Raw genomic sequence first — 13,693 nt, forward strand, 5'->3', positions numbered from 1 at the left:
GACGTGCCGGGGTCCGGGTACTCCCAGTCGATGTCCACGCCGTCCAGCCCGGCCGCGTTGACGAAGTTCACCACCGTGTTCACGAACGCCGTGCGCGTGCCCGCGTTGGCTGCCATCTGCTCGAAGCCGCTGTCGTTGCCGTCGTTCCAGCCGCCTACGGCGATGAGTACCTTCACGCCCTGCGCATGCGCCTGCGTCACCAGCGAGCGCAGCCGCGCGTCAGAGCTGCTCACCCCCGTGAGCCCGCCGGACGCAGTGGGCAGCGCGAACGCGTAGTTGATGTGGGACAGCTTCGAGTACTGCAGCGCATTCACATCCCCCGCCCACGTCGGCAGGTAGCCCACCACGCGCGTGGACAGCGCGGCCGCCTCCACCTGCCCCACCGGCTCCCCGGCGGCAGGAGCGTCCTCCGCGCCCGAGCAGCTTCCCAACGATGCGAGAAACACGGCGCCCAGCGCCCACGTCCGGAACGGCGTCGAGGTACGAGACACAGCAGACTCCTGCGAAGGGGCTTGACGGGCTTAACCAGCAAAACCAACTAGGCAGTTTTGTCCGGAAGACTCAATGACTCATCACTCAGCAGCACCGGCCGCCACCGGCGCGGTAGCGGGCCTGGAGGCGGTCGTTGAAAAACTCCGCGTAGGTCATCACCGGCCGGTCCGGATGGTGACGGCGCATGTGGGCGACGTAGGTGCGGAAGCCTCCCGCTGGGACCACGGCTGGGCCGCCTACGCGCCCGGCGGACTGGACATGCACACGGTGCCCGGAGACCACTACTCCTTCCTCAAGCCTCAGCATCTCCAGGTGCTCGCCGCCAGGCTTCGCGACGCGCTCGCGAAGGCACAGGAGCCCTGAGCGCGATCACGGCCCGGGGCGCGAGGCGCCTCGGATCCGCATCGCCCATCCCTTGGGATTGATGCGCACGCTCGCCTCCGCCCCTGGCGTCTCGCGGACCTCTCGGATGCGTCGGGCGGTCTGGGCCCAGTCGCGCTCGGGCCCCCACGGCTCGAAGGTCCAGCGTGGATGGGCCAGCACCACCACGCAGACGCACAGGCCCCCGGCGAAGACGGTCCGGATCCGCCCCAGCGCCGCCACCCAGAGGGTGAGCCCCGCCGGGAGCGCGAACAGCATGTAGCGGGCATCCATCACGTCCGGATCCCGGAGCACGCCGAACGTGGGGAATTCAGCCGCGTCGGCGCGCACATACCAGGTGAGCGGGATCAACACGGAGACGCAGGCGCAGGCGGCCAGCAGCAACACGCGCGGACGCGCGGGCAACCGGCGAAGCCCCAGGACGAGCACGGCGACGAACCCGGACACCACCGCCATCCGCACCGCGAACGGCCAGAAGAAATAGGCCATCGCCCCTTTGTCGCCCAGCACCGGGTGCAGCACATAGCGGTCGTTCAACGTGATCCAGAGGTGCTCCGCCATGCGGGACAGCGGCCAGGTAGGGAAGTCCGCGGCGGGCAAGTCGGCCTGGCGGAGGAGCACCGTGTTCACCCCGGCCGGCACGGTCAGCACCGCCGCCGCCAGTGCCTCCCCCACCACTTCGCGCAGGGGCCGGCCATCGCGCCACCGCATCACCCCGCGCAGCAGGAAGACCGGCGCCAGCAACACGCCTTCGCCCGCGCTCGTGGCCACCGCGAGCAGCACCAGCCCGTCGGCGAATCCCAGCGGGCGTTCCAGATCCTGGAGCGCCACCAGCATGACTCCGTAGAAGAGGACGGAGTGGAGGTTGGCGAGGTTGCCCGTCACCTCCCAGGTGCCCGACAGGAAGCAGAACGCCACGGCGGTGAAGATCCGCACGCCGTCATGGGGCACCAGCCAGCGGCAGCCGTCCCGCGCGATGAGCGCGAACAGTGCCGCGTTGAGGGCCAGGGTGACGAGCGCCACCCCCAGCGCGAACGCTTCGAGGGGCAGGAGCGCCACACCCCACGCAATCAGTCGCGGGACGACATGCAGGTAGCCCGCATAGGGCATGAACGTGGCGCCCAGGCCGTGTTCGAGCGCATCCGCCAGGAACCTCCATCCGTCTTCCGCCCAGAGGTGCGCCTGCGCGAGCCGGGCGTGCGAGCGCAACAGCAGCAACGCGAAGCACATCCCGAGCGCCGTCGCATACGGGGAGCGCAGGCGCTCCCACCCCAGGTGGATGGGACGACGGAGCAGGCGTCCCCACCGGGCGAATGAGTCAATCATCGAGGGCACCCCTATACCATCCGCCCCGATCCCGATGCACGACGGGGCCGGCGCGGCGCCGGTCCCGCATCCCTGCAAGGGGCTACAACGCTTCCAGCCGGAACTGCTGGCAGTCGTTGTTGGACCAGGTCCACTGCTGGATGAGCGTGCCGTCACCGCTGCCCTGCTGGCAGCCCGTCACGTCCAGCACCTTGCCGCTGTGGCGCGCCTCCAGCCGGTGGTAGCCGTTGCCCAGCGTCACCGGCTTGAACTGCTGGTTGCTCCCGCCGCCGTAGGACCACTGCTGGAGCCCCGCGCCGTCCGCCGTGCTCACCTCCTTCACGTCCAGCGCCTTGCCGCTGTGGCGCGACACGAAGCGGTAGTAGCCGCTGTCCGTCGCCTCCATGGACCACTGCTGGCTCGCGCCCGTATGGCACGCCCACTGGTGGATGGTGGCGCCGTCCGCCGTGCTGGGACCGTTGATGTCCACGCACCGGCCAGAAGCCTTGTTCACCAGCCGGTAGGCCCCCGTGCCGCCCGTGCCCTGCGCCACGGAGTAGATGGCGTTGAGCAGCGACGTGCTCCCGGACGTGTCCTGGGACAGCTCCCAGATCATCACGCCGCCGTTCTGCTTCCCCAGCTGCGTCTTCGCCTGGATGGTCGCGATGCCGTTGTAATAGACGTCCCCCACGTTGTCCTTGTAGGGCGCCTGCGAGTCACGCGCGACGAGCTCCGAATAGCCGACGTAGCTCGACGGCGAGCGCCCGTAGAACGGCACGCCCAGCACCGCCTTCGACGCCGGCAGCCCGCGCCCCTTCCAGTAGTTCAGCGACTGGACCGCCAGGTCATACGTCGAATGCGGCTGCCCGCCGTCGTACGCCATGATGTTGAGGAAATCGACGTCGCTGAACACGGACGCCTGCACGCCGCCGCCCGTGTAGCCGTTGGCCACCACCGCCGCCGTGAGCAGCTTGCCCCGGCTGTGCATGGCCGTGCCCAGCTCGCGCATCAGCGCCGCGTAGTTGTTCCCTGACGTGCCGGGGTCCGGGTACTCCCAGTCGATGTCCACGCCGTCCAGCCCGGCCGCGTTGACGAAGTTCACCACCGTGTTCACGAACGCCGTGCGCGTGCCCGCGTTGGCTGCCATCTGCTCGAAGCCGCTGTCGTTGCCGTCGTTCCAGCCGCCAACGGCGATGAGCACCTTCACGCCCTGCGCATGCGCCTGCGTCACCAGCGAGCGCAGCCGCGCGTCAGAGCTGCTCACCCCCGTGAGCCCGCCGGACGCCGTGGGCAACGCGAACGCGTAGTTGATGTGAGACAGCTTCGAGTACTGCAGCGCATTCACATCCCCCGCCCACGTCGGCAGGTAACCCACCACGCGCGTGGACAGCGCGGCCGCCTCCACCTTCCCCATCGGCTCCCCAACGACAGGAGCGTCCTCCGGGCCCGAGCAGCCTCCCAACGATGCGAGAAACACGGCGCCCAGCGCCCACGTCCGGAACGGCGTCGAGGTACGAGACACAGCAGACTCCTGCGAAGGGGTTGAACGGGTTTGACCCGTAAAACCCACTAAGCAGTTTTGTCTGGAAGACTCAACGACTCATCCGCTCAGCAGCACCGGCCGCCACCTCCGCGGTAGCGGGCCTGGAGGCGGTCGTTGAAAAACTCCGCGTAGGTCATCACCGGCCTGTCCGGATGATGACGGCGCATGTGGGCGACGTAGGTGTCGTAATCCGGCACGCCAATCATCGACCGCGCGGTGCGCACGGCCTGCCGCCAGCCGTGCTGGAGCGCCTGCGTGAATGCGCGCCTCACGGCTTCACCGGGACGGCGGCGGCTACGTAGGGCGTCTCGTGCGACGTGGGCACCGGCGAGGCCCGGGCCCGGAGCGCGGCGCGCACGCCGAAGAGGATGGTCGCCACCACCACCCCCATGAAGAACACGGTGAGGCCGGCATCCAGATAGTCATTGTGGATGATGGCCTCCATCTCCTCCACGGACTTCGCCGGGGCGATGAGGCGCCCTTCGGCCACCGCCTGGGAGAAGGCCCGCGCGTGGGCCACGAAGCTCACGCGCACGTCGCCGCCGAACACCTTCTGGAAGCCGGCGGTGAGCGTGCACAACACCAGCCATGCGGCGGGGATGCCGGGCACCCAGACGTAGCGCTCGCGCTTCATCTTCACCAGCGCCACACAGCCCAGCGTGAGCGCCACCGCGGCGAGCATCTGGTTGGCGATGCCGAACAGCGGCCACAGCGTGTTGATGCCGCCCAGCGGATCCACCACGCCCTGATAGAGGAAGTAGCCCCAGGCGGCCACGCACAGCGCGGTGGCCAGCAGGTTCGCGCCCCAGGACTCCGTGCGCTTGAGCGGCGCGTACACCAGGCCCGCCAGCTCTTGAATCATGAAGCGCCCCACGCGCGTGCCGGCGTCCACGGTGGTGAGGATGAAGAGGGCCTCGAAGAGGATGGCGTAGTGGTACCAGAAGGCCATCATCCCCTTCCCGGACACCAGCCCGTGGAGGATCTGCGCCATGCCCACCGCCAACGTGGGCGCGCCACCCGCGCGGGAGAGGATGGTCGTCTCACCGATATCGCGCGCCGTCTGCTCCAGCACCTCCGGGGTGACGACGAAGCCCCACTGGCTGAGCGTCGCCGCCGCCTGCGCCGCTTCCGTGCCGATGAGCGCCGCGGGCGAGTTCATGGCGAAGTAGACGCCCGGCTCCAGCACCGACGCGGCGATGAGCGCCATGATGGCCACGAAGGCCTCCATCAGCATGGCGCCGTAACCCACGAGCTTCGCGTCACCCTCCGTGGCGAGCATCTTTGGCGTGGTGCCGGACGCGATGAGCGAGTGCCACCCGGACACCGCGCCGCACGCGATGGTGATGAAGAGGAACGGGAAGAGGCTGCCGGAGAACACCGGGCCGGAGCCGTCCACGAACCGCGTCACCGCCGGCATCTTCAAGTGCGGCGCCGCCAGCACGATGCCCACCGCCAGCAGCAGCACGGTGCCAATCTTGAGGAAGGTGGACAGGTAGTCGCGCGGCGCGAGCAACAGCCACACCGGCAGCACCGCCGCGCAGAACCCGTAGCCGATGAGCAGCCACGCCAGCGTGCGGCTGTCGAAGGTGAACCAGGGGCCCCAGGTCGCGGACTCGGAGACCTGGCCACCCAGCCAGATGCTGAGCATCAGCAGCACGAAGCCGACGATGGACACCTCCAGCACCTTGCCGGGCCGCACGTAGCGCAGGTACAGGCCCATGGCCACCGCGATGGGGATGGTCATCGCCACGGTGAAGGTGCCCCACGGGCTGTGCGTCAGCGCCTTCACCACGACCAGCGCCAGCACCGCGAGGATGATCATCATGATCATCAGCACGCCCACCATGGCCGTCACGCCGGCCGCGGGCCCCAGCTCCATGCGCACCATGTCGCCCAGCGACTTGCCGTCGCGGCGCACGGACAGGAACAGCGTCACGAAGTCCTGCACCGCGCCGGCCACCACCACGCCCGCGAGAATCCAGAGCGTGCCGGGCAGGTAGCCCATCTGCGCCGCCAGCACCGGGCCCACCAGCGGACCCGCGCCCGCGATGGCCGCGAAGTGGTGGCCGAACACGACCCACCGGTCCGTGGGCACGTAGTCCAGGCCGTCGTTGCGGCGCTCGGCGGGGGTGGCGCGCGAGGGGTCCACCTGGAGCGCTTTTTCGGCAATGAAGCGGCCGTAGAAACGATATCCCAGCATGAAGACCGCGACCGAGGCGATCACCAGCCAGATGGCACTGATGGACTCTCCCCGGTGCAGCGCCACCACGCCCAGACAGAAGGCCCCGACCAACGCCAGGGCCACCCATCCCAACTTCCGAGCGACTCCACCCATGATGTCTCCCATCAGCGGGCAGGCCACCCCCACCCCGCGCGAGGCTTATAGCGCACGCTCCGCATCCCCCCGACCCGCTCGCGACGGGGTGTCGGGTGGTGGAGGAAGTTGGCGCGAAGCCGTTCTCGTCGTCCTCGCGGGCCTGCTCGCCGCGTGTGCCACGCCGCACGCGGTGCCGAAGGCCAGCGCCGCGGACGGGTATGGCGTGTGGCGCTCGCGCGGGTACGGATGGCTGCTCACGGTGAGGCCAGAGGGCCTGCGCCTGCACCACGAGACGGCGGCGGGGTGCATCCCGGATCCGGCGTCGTCGGCGGAGCTCGTGGAGATGTTCGGTGTGCAGGAGCCGGGGCCCTCGGCGGACGTCCGGGACTTCCTCGCCGGGCCGGGGGAGACGCGCTACCGCTTCGACCGGCTGGCCGCCCTGCCCGCCCGCTGCGACACGCCTCATGTGTGGAGCGCGCTGGAGATGTTCGACGTGTTCCGGGCGACCTTCGCGGAGCACTACGCCTCCTTCGCCCAGCGAGACCCGGACTGGCTGGCCCGCCTGGACGCGCAGCGCTCGCGGGTGACGCCGGGCATGGACGGCCGCGCGCTGTTCACCCTCTTCGCGGACGCGCTCCGTTCGTTGAACGACGCGCATGTGGAGCTGATCGCGGACGACGCGTCCTCGGACACGTTGACGTACGAGCCCCGTCCCACGGGCACGTTCGAGATGCTGGAGCTGGCCATGGATCGCCCCGCCAGGGAGGTACAGAGGGAATGGATGCGCACGTACCGCGACGGCATCCTCCAGACGGTGCTGCGCGGAGAGGGCCATCACGTCGCGAACCAACGCGTCCTCTGGGGCTTCGCCGCGCCCCGCGTCGCCTACCTCAACCTGTTGACGATGGGCGGCTTCGTCGCCGGGGAGGAAGGAAAGACGCCCACGCTGGCCCAGGAACTGGCCGCCCTGGAGCCGGTGCTGGATGAGGCGCTGACCGCCTTCGCGGGTGCGGGCGCGGTCATCCTGGACGTGAGCAACAACCGGGGCGGCTACGACGCCGTGGCCCGCGCTGTCGCGGAGCGCTTCACGGCGAAACCCGTGCACGCGTATTCCAAGTGGGCGATGGGCGCGAAGGACGTCCCGCCGCAGATGTTCACGCTCCAGCCCTCGTCGCGTCCGTTCTTCCACGGGCCTGTGTACGTGGTGACGAGCGACGTCACGGTCAGCGCGGGCGAGGTCCTCACGCTGGCCCTGCGAGCGCTCCCGAACGTCGTCCACGTCGGCACCGCGACGCGGGGCGCGTTCTCCGACATGCTCGTCAAGCCGCTGCCCAATGGATGGACGGTGCACCTGTCGAACGAGCACTACGCCGACGCGCAGGGCCAGGACTACGAAGCCCGAGGCCTGCCACCCCAGCGCCCGCTGGATGTCTTCAAGGGCGAGGACATGTGGCACTCGCATGCGCGCGCCATCCGTGCGCTGGCGGATTCGCTGGTGCCCCCGGAGGCGAAACCCACGCCCTAGGAAGCAGGCAGCCTGTCACGTCATGCCAACAAGGCAGGGACGACCTACCTCTCATGCGGAAGCCTTCACCTCCGTTCAACGAGGAGCACCTCCGATGCCGACCCGGGCCCCCACTCGCAAGAGCGTCACGCGCACGCGGCGCCTGAAGGATCCGAAGGGCGGCCTCACCGCGGCGGGCCGCGAGTGGTTCCACGAGAAGGAAGGCGCGAACCTCAAGCCCGGCGTGAAGGGCAAGGCGGACACGCCGGAGAAGATGCGCAGAAAGGGCAGCTTCCTGCGCCGCCACTTCGCGCACCCGCGCGGGCCCATGGTGGACGCCAAGGGCAAGCCCACGCGCCTTGCCCTGTCCGCCCGCGCCTGGGGTGAACCCGTGCCGAAGGACAACGCGGGAGCGAAGCGGCTCGCCACCAAGGGCACGAAGCTGCTGGAGCGCTACCACGCGACACAGGAGCGCGCGAAGCCCGCCGCCAAACGCTCCGGCGCCAAGAAGACGCGGACCGCCATCGCGGCCCGCCGTGCGACGGCGAAGAAGCGCGCATCCCCCACCGCGAGGAAGACCGCGGCCCGGAAACGCGCGAAGCGTTCCTGAAGCCGCGTCACCGCCTCACCGCCGGAGCGCGCGAGGGACAGCTGCCCGGGGAAGCGTGACGTAGTCCGATGGTTCGAAGTGCTCCACCCGGTGGCGGAAGGCCGTGGTGGAGCCGGGCCAGAGGGCGGAGTTTCGCCCCGAGGCATCCATGTACCAGCTCCGGCATCCCCCCTGGTTCCACACCGTGCCGGACAGCCGCGCCTCCAGGTCGCGCACGAAGGCGTCCTGGGCTCCTGGATCCGGCTCCACTGCGGCGGCGCCCCGGGCCTCCAGGTAGCGCAGCGCGCCCAGCACGTGCTCCACCTGGGCCTCCATCATCAACAGCACGGAGGTGTGGCCCAGCGTGGTGTGTGGCCCCTGAAGCAGGAAGAGGTTGGGGAAGCCACTCACGGTGGTGCCCAGGAAGGCCCGGGGACTGCCCGCCCACACCTGCGCGAGCGTCCGGCCGTCACGGCCGTGGATGTGGTGCCCCATGGGCATGTCCGTCGCCTGGAACCCGGTGCCGAAGATGAGCGTGTCCACCGGGTGGACGGCGCCGTCGCCGGTGACGACCGCGTCCTCGCGCACCTCGCGGATGGGCGCGGTGACGACCTCCACGTTCGGACGCGTGAGGGCCGGCAGATAGTCGTCGGAGACGAGGATGCGCTTGCACCCCATCGTGTACCGGGGCGTGAGCCGGTCGCGCAGCGAAGGATCCTTCACCGTCTTCAGCATGTGCCGGAGCACCACTGGCTGCGCGAGCCGGAGGATCCACGGGTGCTGGAAGCCCAGGGCCAGGCTCTCGCGCAGCATGCGCAGCGCCCCACGAAGCAGCCACCGCGCGCCCGGCACCCACCGGTACAGGGCCTTTCGCAGGGCGCTGTTGGGTTTGTCGCCCCGGGGCAAGACCCATGCGGGCGTGCGCTGGAAGAGGACGAGCCGGCCCACCTCCGGCTGGATGGCCGGGACGATCTGCACCGCCGACGCGCCCGTGCCCACCACCCCCACCTGACGCCCGGCCAGCGCGTAGCCCGCATCCCACCGCGCCGAGTGCATCACCTTGCCCCGGAAGCGCTCCAGCCCGGGCAGGGGTGGAATCACGGGCTCGCTCAACGTGCCCACCGCCGCCACGAGGGCGTCCGCGGTGAGGGTGCCGTGGGATGTCTCCAACACCCAGCGCCGAGTCGTCACGTCCCACTTCGCGCGGAGGACCGCGTGCCCGAGGCGGATGAAGGGCGCGAGCTGAAAGCGCCGCACACAGTCGCGCAGGTACTCCTGGATCTCCCAGCCCGGTGAGTAGGCGCGCGACCAGCCAGGGTTCGGCGCGAAGGAGAACGAATACAGCAGCGACTGCACGTCGCACGCGCAGCCGGGATAGACGTTGTCACGCCAGACGCCCCCCACGTCATCCGCGCGCTCCAGGATGACGAAGTCGTCGATGCCGTCCTGCTTCAACCGGATGGCCATGCCCAACCCGGCGAAGCCCGCGCCCACGATGGCGACGCGCACATGCTGCGGAAGACGGGGAGCCACCGGATGGACCTCCTGGATGCGAAGGGGCACGAAGCCCCCGACCTTCATGCTGTGCACATTCCGCCCGACACGGCACCTACGGGAAGGTCCGGAGACCTGGGGAAGCCAGCCGAGGCGGCCTCAACCTGTCCGACTGTCGGACAGGTTCGCGCGGCGTAGGATGCCCCGCCGTGACGACGCCCCCATCCTTCGCGCCCCTCTTCCGCACGGTCACGTCCGCGGACGAACCGTTCCTCTTCACGCTCTACGCGAGCACGCGCGAACAGGAGCTGGCCGCGTGGGGCTGGCCGCCCGCGCAAGCGGAGCTGTTCCTGCGCATGCAGCACCAGGCACAGGCCCGCCACTACGCGGCGACCTATCCTCCGGAGGGACACGCCATCGTCGAAGTGGAGGGAGTTCCCGTGGGCCGCCAGTGGCTGGTGCGCACCTCCGCGGAGCTGCTGCTCCTGGACGTGACCCTGCTTCCGACGCAGCGGGGACAAGGCCTGGGCACGCACCTGCTGAATGCGATTCAAGCGGAGGCGGCGCGGGCGCTCGTGCCCGTGCGGTTGCACGTCACGCGCGACAATCCGGCGCTGCGGCTCTACACCCGGCAGGGCTTCACGCTCGTGCCGGGCAGCGACCCGGCGTCGCCGTACCTGGAGCTCCAGTGGCGGGATCCAGAAGGCGACTCCGGAACCGGCGGCGGGTGAGCCCGCCGGTCCCGTGAGGCCCACGCCTACAGCCCCAGCAGCGTCTCGGGTTCCGGGGCGATGGTCTGGAGGAAGTAGCCGCCCATACCTACAGAGGGGGTCTCGATCGTCGGCGAGCCCACGAAGGCGTTACCGCCCGCGTTGCCACCACTCCCGCCGCTGCCGCCCCCTCCGCCGCCCGGAATGATGGTGGTCGGACCTCCCGTGGGAGCCGCATTGGTCCCCGCCGCGCCTCCCGCCACCGCCACGGAGCCCGTCACGCTGGGGGTCGTCGAGGAGATGAAGTGGACGATGCCGCCGCCGCCGCCGCCGCCGCCGCCTTCACCCGTGCCGTCGTTGCCGTTGAAGCCATTCGCGCCCTTGCCGCCCATCGCCTTGATGGTCCCCCCCAGCGTGATGCTTCCCTTGGCCGCGACCACGACGATGCCGCCACCGCCGCCGCCCGTGCCCACGATGGACACGCCGCTGGTCCCCGGGTTCACGCCGTCCTCACCGAACGCGTCGATGGACCCACCCACGGGGATGCGGATGTTGCCGCGTGCCGCCAGCATCAGCGCGCCGCCACCCGCGCCACCGTCGGCATTGGGCCCCGGGTAGATTCGCGCGCCGGCTCCGCCTGACGCCGACTGCACCCGGCGCACCTGGGCGGCCTGGAACGACGTCAGCCCCGCACCACCGTTGTAGTTGGTCGCCGCCGACCGGGCGATGCCTTGAGGGGCCTCACCGTTGCCCGGATCATCCGCGTCGGGCATCACGGTCACCTTACCGCTCACCGTGATGTCCCCGGAGGAGCGCAGCACCGTGCCGCTCGGGACGATCAGCGTTCCGGCGATGGTGATGTTGCTGAACTGGAGGTTGAACCCCGACGGCAGTTGGGACACGCCCGTCGAGAGGGAGAGGTTCACCGTCTGGCCCACGCCCACGTTGAACGCCCCCGCCGAGCCGTCGCCGTAGAGCCCCTGCGTGCCCGCCGGTCCTTGCAGCCCCTGCGCACCCGTGGACCCCTGGGGACCCGCGGGTCCGGTCGCGCCGACGGGTCCGACCGCGCCGGTCGCTCCCGTGGCTCCCGTCGGCCCTGCCGCGCCCGTGTCTCCCTTCGCGCCAGCAGGACCGGTCGCACCGGCGGGTCCAATCGCGCCGGTCGCTCCCGTGGGCCCTGCCGCGCCCGTGTCGCCCTTCGCGCCAGCAGGACCGGTCGCGCCAGCAGGGCCGATCGCGCCGGTCGCTCCCGTGGGGCCTGCCGCGCCCGTGGTGCCCGTGTCCCCCTTCGGACCTGCGGGGCCGGTCGCGCCAGCGGGTCCGACCGCGCCGGTCGCTCCCGTGGCTCCCGTGGGACCTGCCGCGCCCGTGGCGCCCGTGTCACCCTTCGCGCCAGCAGGGCCTGTGGCTCCCACCGAGCCCGTATCTCCCTTCGCGCCCGTGTCGCCCTTCGCTCCCGTCGGACCCGCAGGACCGACAGCACCCGTGTCGCCCTTCGCCCCCACGTCGCCCTTCGCTCCCGCGGGGCCCGTGTCGCCCTTCGCTCCCGCAGGACCGGTGGGCCCCGAGGCGCCCTGCGGCCCCATGGGGCCCATCAAACCGATGAGCCCCTGAGGACCTGTCGCGCCCGCCGGTCCCTGCACGCCCTGAGGCCCCTGGGGACCGGGCGCGCCAGCAGCACCCGACAGGCCCTGCGGCCCCTCGGGACCCAGCAGGCCGGGTTCACCCGTGGCGCCCTTCTCACCTCGCGGGCCGGCCGAGCCCTGGGGACCTGTCGCGCCCGCGGGCCCCGGAGGTCCTTCCGGTCCCACCGGCCCATCGCCCGTCTCTCCCGTGCAGGCGGACACCATCAACGTCGCGCAGAGCGACAGCACACCAAAACGCGAGAACGCCCCACGAATGGGCAAGAAAGCTCGAAGCGACATGGACCAGGTCCTCCCCAACGACAGACGGTGCGGCGACGTGCGGCGTAGGAAAATGGGCCGTCACGGAACGTGAAGCTTCGCACACGTTGGGTTGGTTTGCCTGATGACGCGCCGCGGTCTTTCATCAGGGGGCTGCCCATGGTCTGTTCGCTGGCACACACCAGCCGGAACACCAGGGGGCACCATGTCCACGCCGTACATTGGGCAGATCATCATGTTTGGAGGCGACTTCGCGCCGAAGGGTTGGATGCCCTGCAACGGTACGCTGCTGTCCATCGCGCAGAACCAGGCACTCTTCGCCATCCTGGGGACCACCTACGGCGGCGACGGGATAACGACGTTCGCGCTGCCGGACCTGCGCGGCCGCTTCCCCATGCAGCCCGGCCAGGGCCCCGGTCTCGCGCCGCACTCGCTGGGTGAGATGGCCGGCCAGCAGCAGGTGACGCTCATCTCCTCCCAGATGCCCGCGCACACCCACCCGCTGATGGCCAGCATGCAGGAAGGCAACACGGAGAGCCCGGAGGGCGCGTACCTCGCGGCCGTCCCCCCCGGCACCCTCCCCGCGCCGTATGTCACGACCCCCAGCACGGTGATGGGCCACCAGGCCGTGGGCATCGCCGGCGGCAACCAGCCGGTGCCCATCGAGAACCCGTACCTCTGCGTGAACTTCATCATCGCGACGGAAGGCGTCTTCCCCTCGCGCGGCTGAAGCCCACGACAGGAGGGCGCCGCCCCATGAGCGCGGCCCCTCCTTCGCGCTTCAGGCCCCCACCACTTCCGCGCGTGTGATGCGGTCCAATCGGAAGTGGCGCCGCTCCCCGGACGCGAGGTCCACCGCGTCCAGCCGGGTCTCGTGTCGGTCCATCACCACGGACTCGACGCGCACCTCGCGCACCGTCTCCAGGAAGTTGCTGTCCACGTAGGTGATGCGCAGCGGCTGGCGCTCGAACCACGCGCGCTCCAGGGCTTCGCGCACGGGCTTGCGAGTGGGCAGGGACGGCACGCCCAGGAACGTCAATTCGCGCAGCCGGGCCAGCAGTTCCCGCTGCGCGGACGTGGACAGCGCGGAGCGCACCTTGTCCAGCGCCGACTCCAGCGTCCCCGTGAAGGGCAACAGCCGCATGTCGATGGCGAATCGCCCCAGCGCCACCACCAGCGCCGCCTCGCGCGCGGTGAAGTTCACCGGCGGCAGGCTGTAGCCCCGGTCCAGCGCGTAGCCACCGCCCCGGCCCCGCTCCGCGCCCACCGGCAGCGCCGCGGCGCGCAACGCGTCCAGGTCCCGGTAGATGGTCCGCACCGTCACGCTGAAGCGCTCCGCCAGCACCTCCGCGGTGACGCCGGTACGGCGGCCCCTCAGGTACTCGGCGAGGGCGAAGAGTCGCTCGGTGCGCTGCATGACGGTGAATCCTGACATACCGCTGTCAGCCGGGGGC

Annotated in this window: 13 protein-coding genes; 4 read left to right on the plus strand and 9 right to left on the minus strand. The window is 70.5% G+C overall.

The window, feature by feature from the left end:
• From D7Y04_RS18000 to D7Y04_RS18025, 6 genes are all read right to left on the minus strand, one after another.
• Positions 1–491: glycoside hydrolase family 18 protein (locus D7Y04_RS18000; RefSeq protein ID WP_199749694.1), on the minus strand; the 491-nt coding region annotated here is incomplete at its 3' end.
• Positions 492–576: 85 nt separating this feature from the next.
• Positions 577–798: a YbdD/YjiX family protein gene (locus D7Y04_RS46775; protein WP_366928067.1), complete on the minus strand. Its 222-nt coding sequence runs from the start codon at positions 796–798 to the stop codon at positions 577–579.
• Between the two features lie 63 nt (positions 799–861).
• The gene (locus D7Y04_RS18010; protein ID WP_120596936.1) at positions 862–2,199 is read right to left on the minus strand and encodes a hypothetical protein; all 1,338 of its coding nucleotides are present in this window, start codon (positions 2,197–2,199) and stop codon (positions 862–864) included.
• A gap of 82 nt (positions 2,200–2,281) precedes the next feature.
• Positions 2,282–3,700: an RICIN domain-containing protein gene (locus D7Y04_RS18015; RefSeq protein ID WP_121760112.1), complete on the minus strand. Its 1,419-nt coding sequence runs from the start codon at positions 3,698–3,700 to the stop codon at positions 2,282–2,284.
• Positions 3,701–3,786: 86 nt separating this feature from the next.
• The gene (locus tag D7Y04_RS18020; RefSeq protein WP_120596934.1) at positions 3,787–3,993 is read right to left on the minus strand and encodes a YbdD/YjiX family protein; all 207 of its coding nucleotides are present in this window, start codon (positions 3,991–3,993) and stop codon (positions 3,787–3,789) included.
• On the minus strand, positions 3,990–6,056 hold the full coding sequence (locus tag D7Y04_RS18025; RefSeq protein ID WP_121760113.1) for a carbon starvation CstA family protein: 2,067 nt from the start codon (positions 6,054–6,056) through the stop codon (positions 3,990–3,992). Before D7Y04_RS18025 ends, D7Y04_RS18020 begins: the two co-directional genes overlap by 4 nt.
• Here D7Y04_RS18025 and D7Y04_RS18030 point away from each other — a divergent pair.
• Positions 6,055–7,563, plus strand: coding sequence for a S41 family peptidase (locus D7Y04_RS18030; RefSeq protein WP_158627538.1), 1,509 nt, complete (start codon positions 6,055–6,057; stop codon positions 7,561–7,563). The two genes, D7Y04_RS18025 and D7Y04_RS18030, sit on opposite strands and share 2 nt — an antisense overlap.
• A 94-nt stretch (positions 7,564–7,657) precedes the next feature.
• Entirely contained in the window at positions 7,658–8,152 is a 495-nt protein-coding gene (locus D7Y04_RS18035) for a DUF6321 domain-containing protein (protein WP_121760114.1), read from the plus strand.
• Positions 8,153–8,167: 15 nt separating this feature from the next.
• Here the strand turns inward: D7Y04_RS18035 and D7Y04_RS18040 are convergent, their stop codons facing one another.
• Positions 8,168–9,712: an NAD(P)/FAD-dependent oxidoreductase gene (locus tag D7Y04_RS18040; RefSeq protein ID WP_199749688.1), complete on the minus strand. Its 1,545-nt coding sequence runs from the start codon at positions 9,710–9,712 to the stop codon at positions 8,168–8,170.
• Positions 9,713–9,834: 122 nt separating this feature from the next.
• On the opposite strand from D7Y04_RS18040, the gene D7Y04_RS18045 reads away from it, so the two are divergent.
• Positions 9,835–10,356 (plus strand): GNAT family N-acetyltransferase, encoded by a 522-nt coding sequence (locus tag D7Y04_RS18045; RefSeq protein ID WP_121760115.1) that lies wholly within the window; start codon positions 9,835–9,837, stop codon positions 10,354–10,356.
• Between the two features lie 26 nt (positions 10,357–10,382).
• Here D7Y04_RS18045 and D7Y04_RS46550 read toward each other — a convergent pair whose 3' ends face one another.
• The gene (locus D7Y04_RS46550; RefSeq protein ID WP_121760116.1) at positions 10,383–12,260 is read right to left on the minus strand and encodes a collagen-like protein; all 1,878 of its coding nucleotides are present in this window, start codon (positions 12,258–12,260) and stop codon (positions 10,383–10,385) included.
• Positions 12,261–12,444: 184 nt separating this feature from the next.
• Here D7Y04_RS46550 and D7Y04_RS18055 point away from each other — a divergent pair, with 184 nt between their 5' ends.
• Complete coding sequence (locus tag D7Y04_RS18055) at positions 12,445–12,969, plus strand: phage tail protein (protein ID WP_121760117.1); 525 nt, start codon at positions 12,445–12,447, stop codon at positions 12,967–12,969.
• 51 nt (positions 12,970–13,020) lie between these two features.
• Here D7Y04_RS18055 and D7Y04_RS18060 read toward each other — a convergent pair whose 3' ends face one another.
• The gene (locus D7Y04_RS18060) at positions 13,021–13,656 is read right to left on the minus strand and encodes a YafY family protein (RefSeq protein ID WP_121756108.1); all 636 of its coding nucleotides are present in this window, start codon (positions 13,654–13,656) and stop codon (positions 13,021–13,023) included.
• Positions 13,657–13,693 lie beyond the last annotated feature (37 nt).

It is taken from the genome of Corallococcus sp. AB038B (assembly GCF_003668955.1).
GTDB classification, from domain to species: domain Bacteria; phylum Myxococcota; class Myxococcia; order Myxococcales; family Myxococcaceae; genus Corallococcus; species Corallococcus exiguus.

Excerpts from the sequence above, each read along its gene's own strand:
- D7Y04_RS46775 (WP_366928067.1), bottom strand. The coding sequence starts at position 798 with ATGCTGAGGCTTGAGGAAGGAGTAGTGGTCTCCGGGCACCGTGTGCAT.
- D7Y04_RS18010 (WP_120596936.1), bottom strand. The coding sequence starts at position 2,199 with ATGATTGACTCATTCGCCCGGTGGGGACGCCTGCTCCGTCGTCCCATC.
- D7Y04_RS18030 (WP_158627538.1), top strand. The coding sequence starts at position 6,055 with ATGATGTCTCCCATCAGCGGGCAGGCCACCCCCACCCCGCGCGAGGCT.
- D7Y04_RS18025 (WP_121760113.1), bottom strand. The coding sequence starts at position 6,056 with ATGGGTGGAGTCGCTCGGAAGTTGGGATGGGTGGCCCTGGCGTTGGTC.
- D7Y04_RS18035 (WP_121760114.1), top strand. The coding sequence starts at position 7,658 with ATGCCGACCCGGGCCCCCACTCGCAAGAGCGTCACGCGCACGCGGCGC.
- D7Y04_RS18040 (WP_199749688.1), bottom strand. The coding sequence starts at position 9,712 with ATGAAGGTCGGGGGCTTCGTGCCCCTTCGCATCCAGGAGGTCCATCCG.
- D7Y04_RS46550 (WP_121760116.1), bottom strand. The coding sequence starts at position 12,260 with ATGTCGCTTCGAGCTTTCTTGCCCATTCGTGGGGCGTTCTCGCGTTTT.
- D7Y04_RS18055 (WP_121760117.1), top strand. The coding sequence starts at position 12,445 with ATGTCCACGCCGTACATTGGGCAGATCATCATGTTTGGAGGCGACTTC.
- D7Y04_RS18060 (WP_121756108.1), bottom strand. The coding sequence starts at position 13,656 with ATGCAGCGCACCGAGCGACTCTTCGCCCTCGCCGAGTACCTGAGGGGC.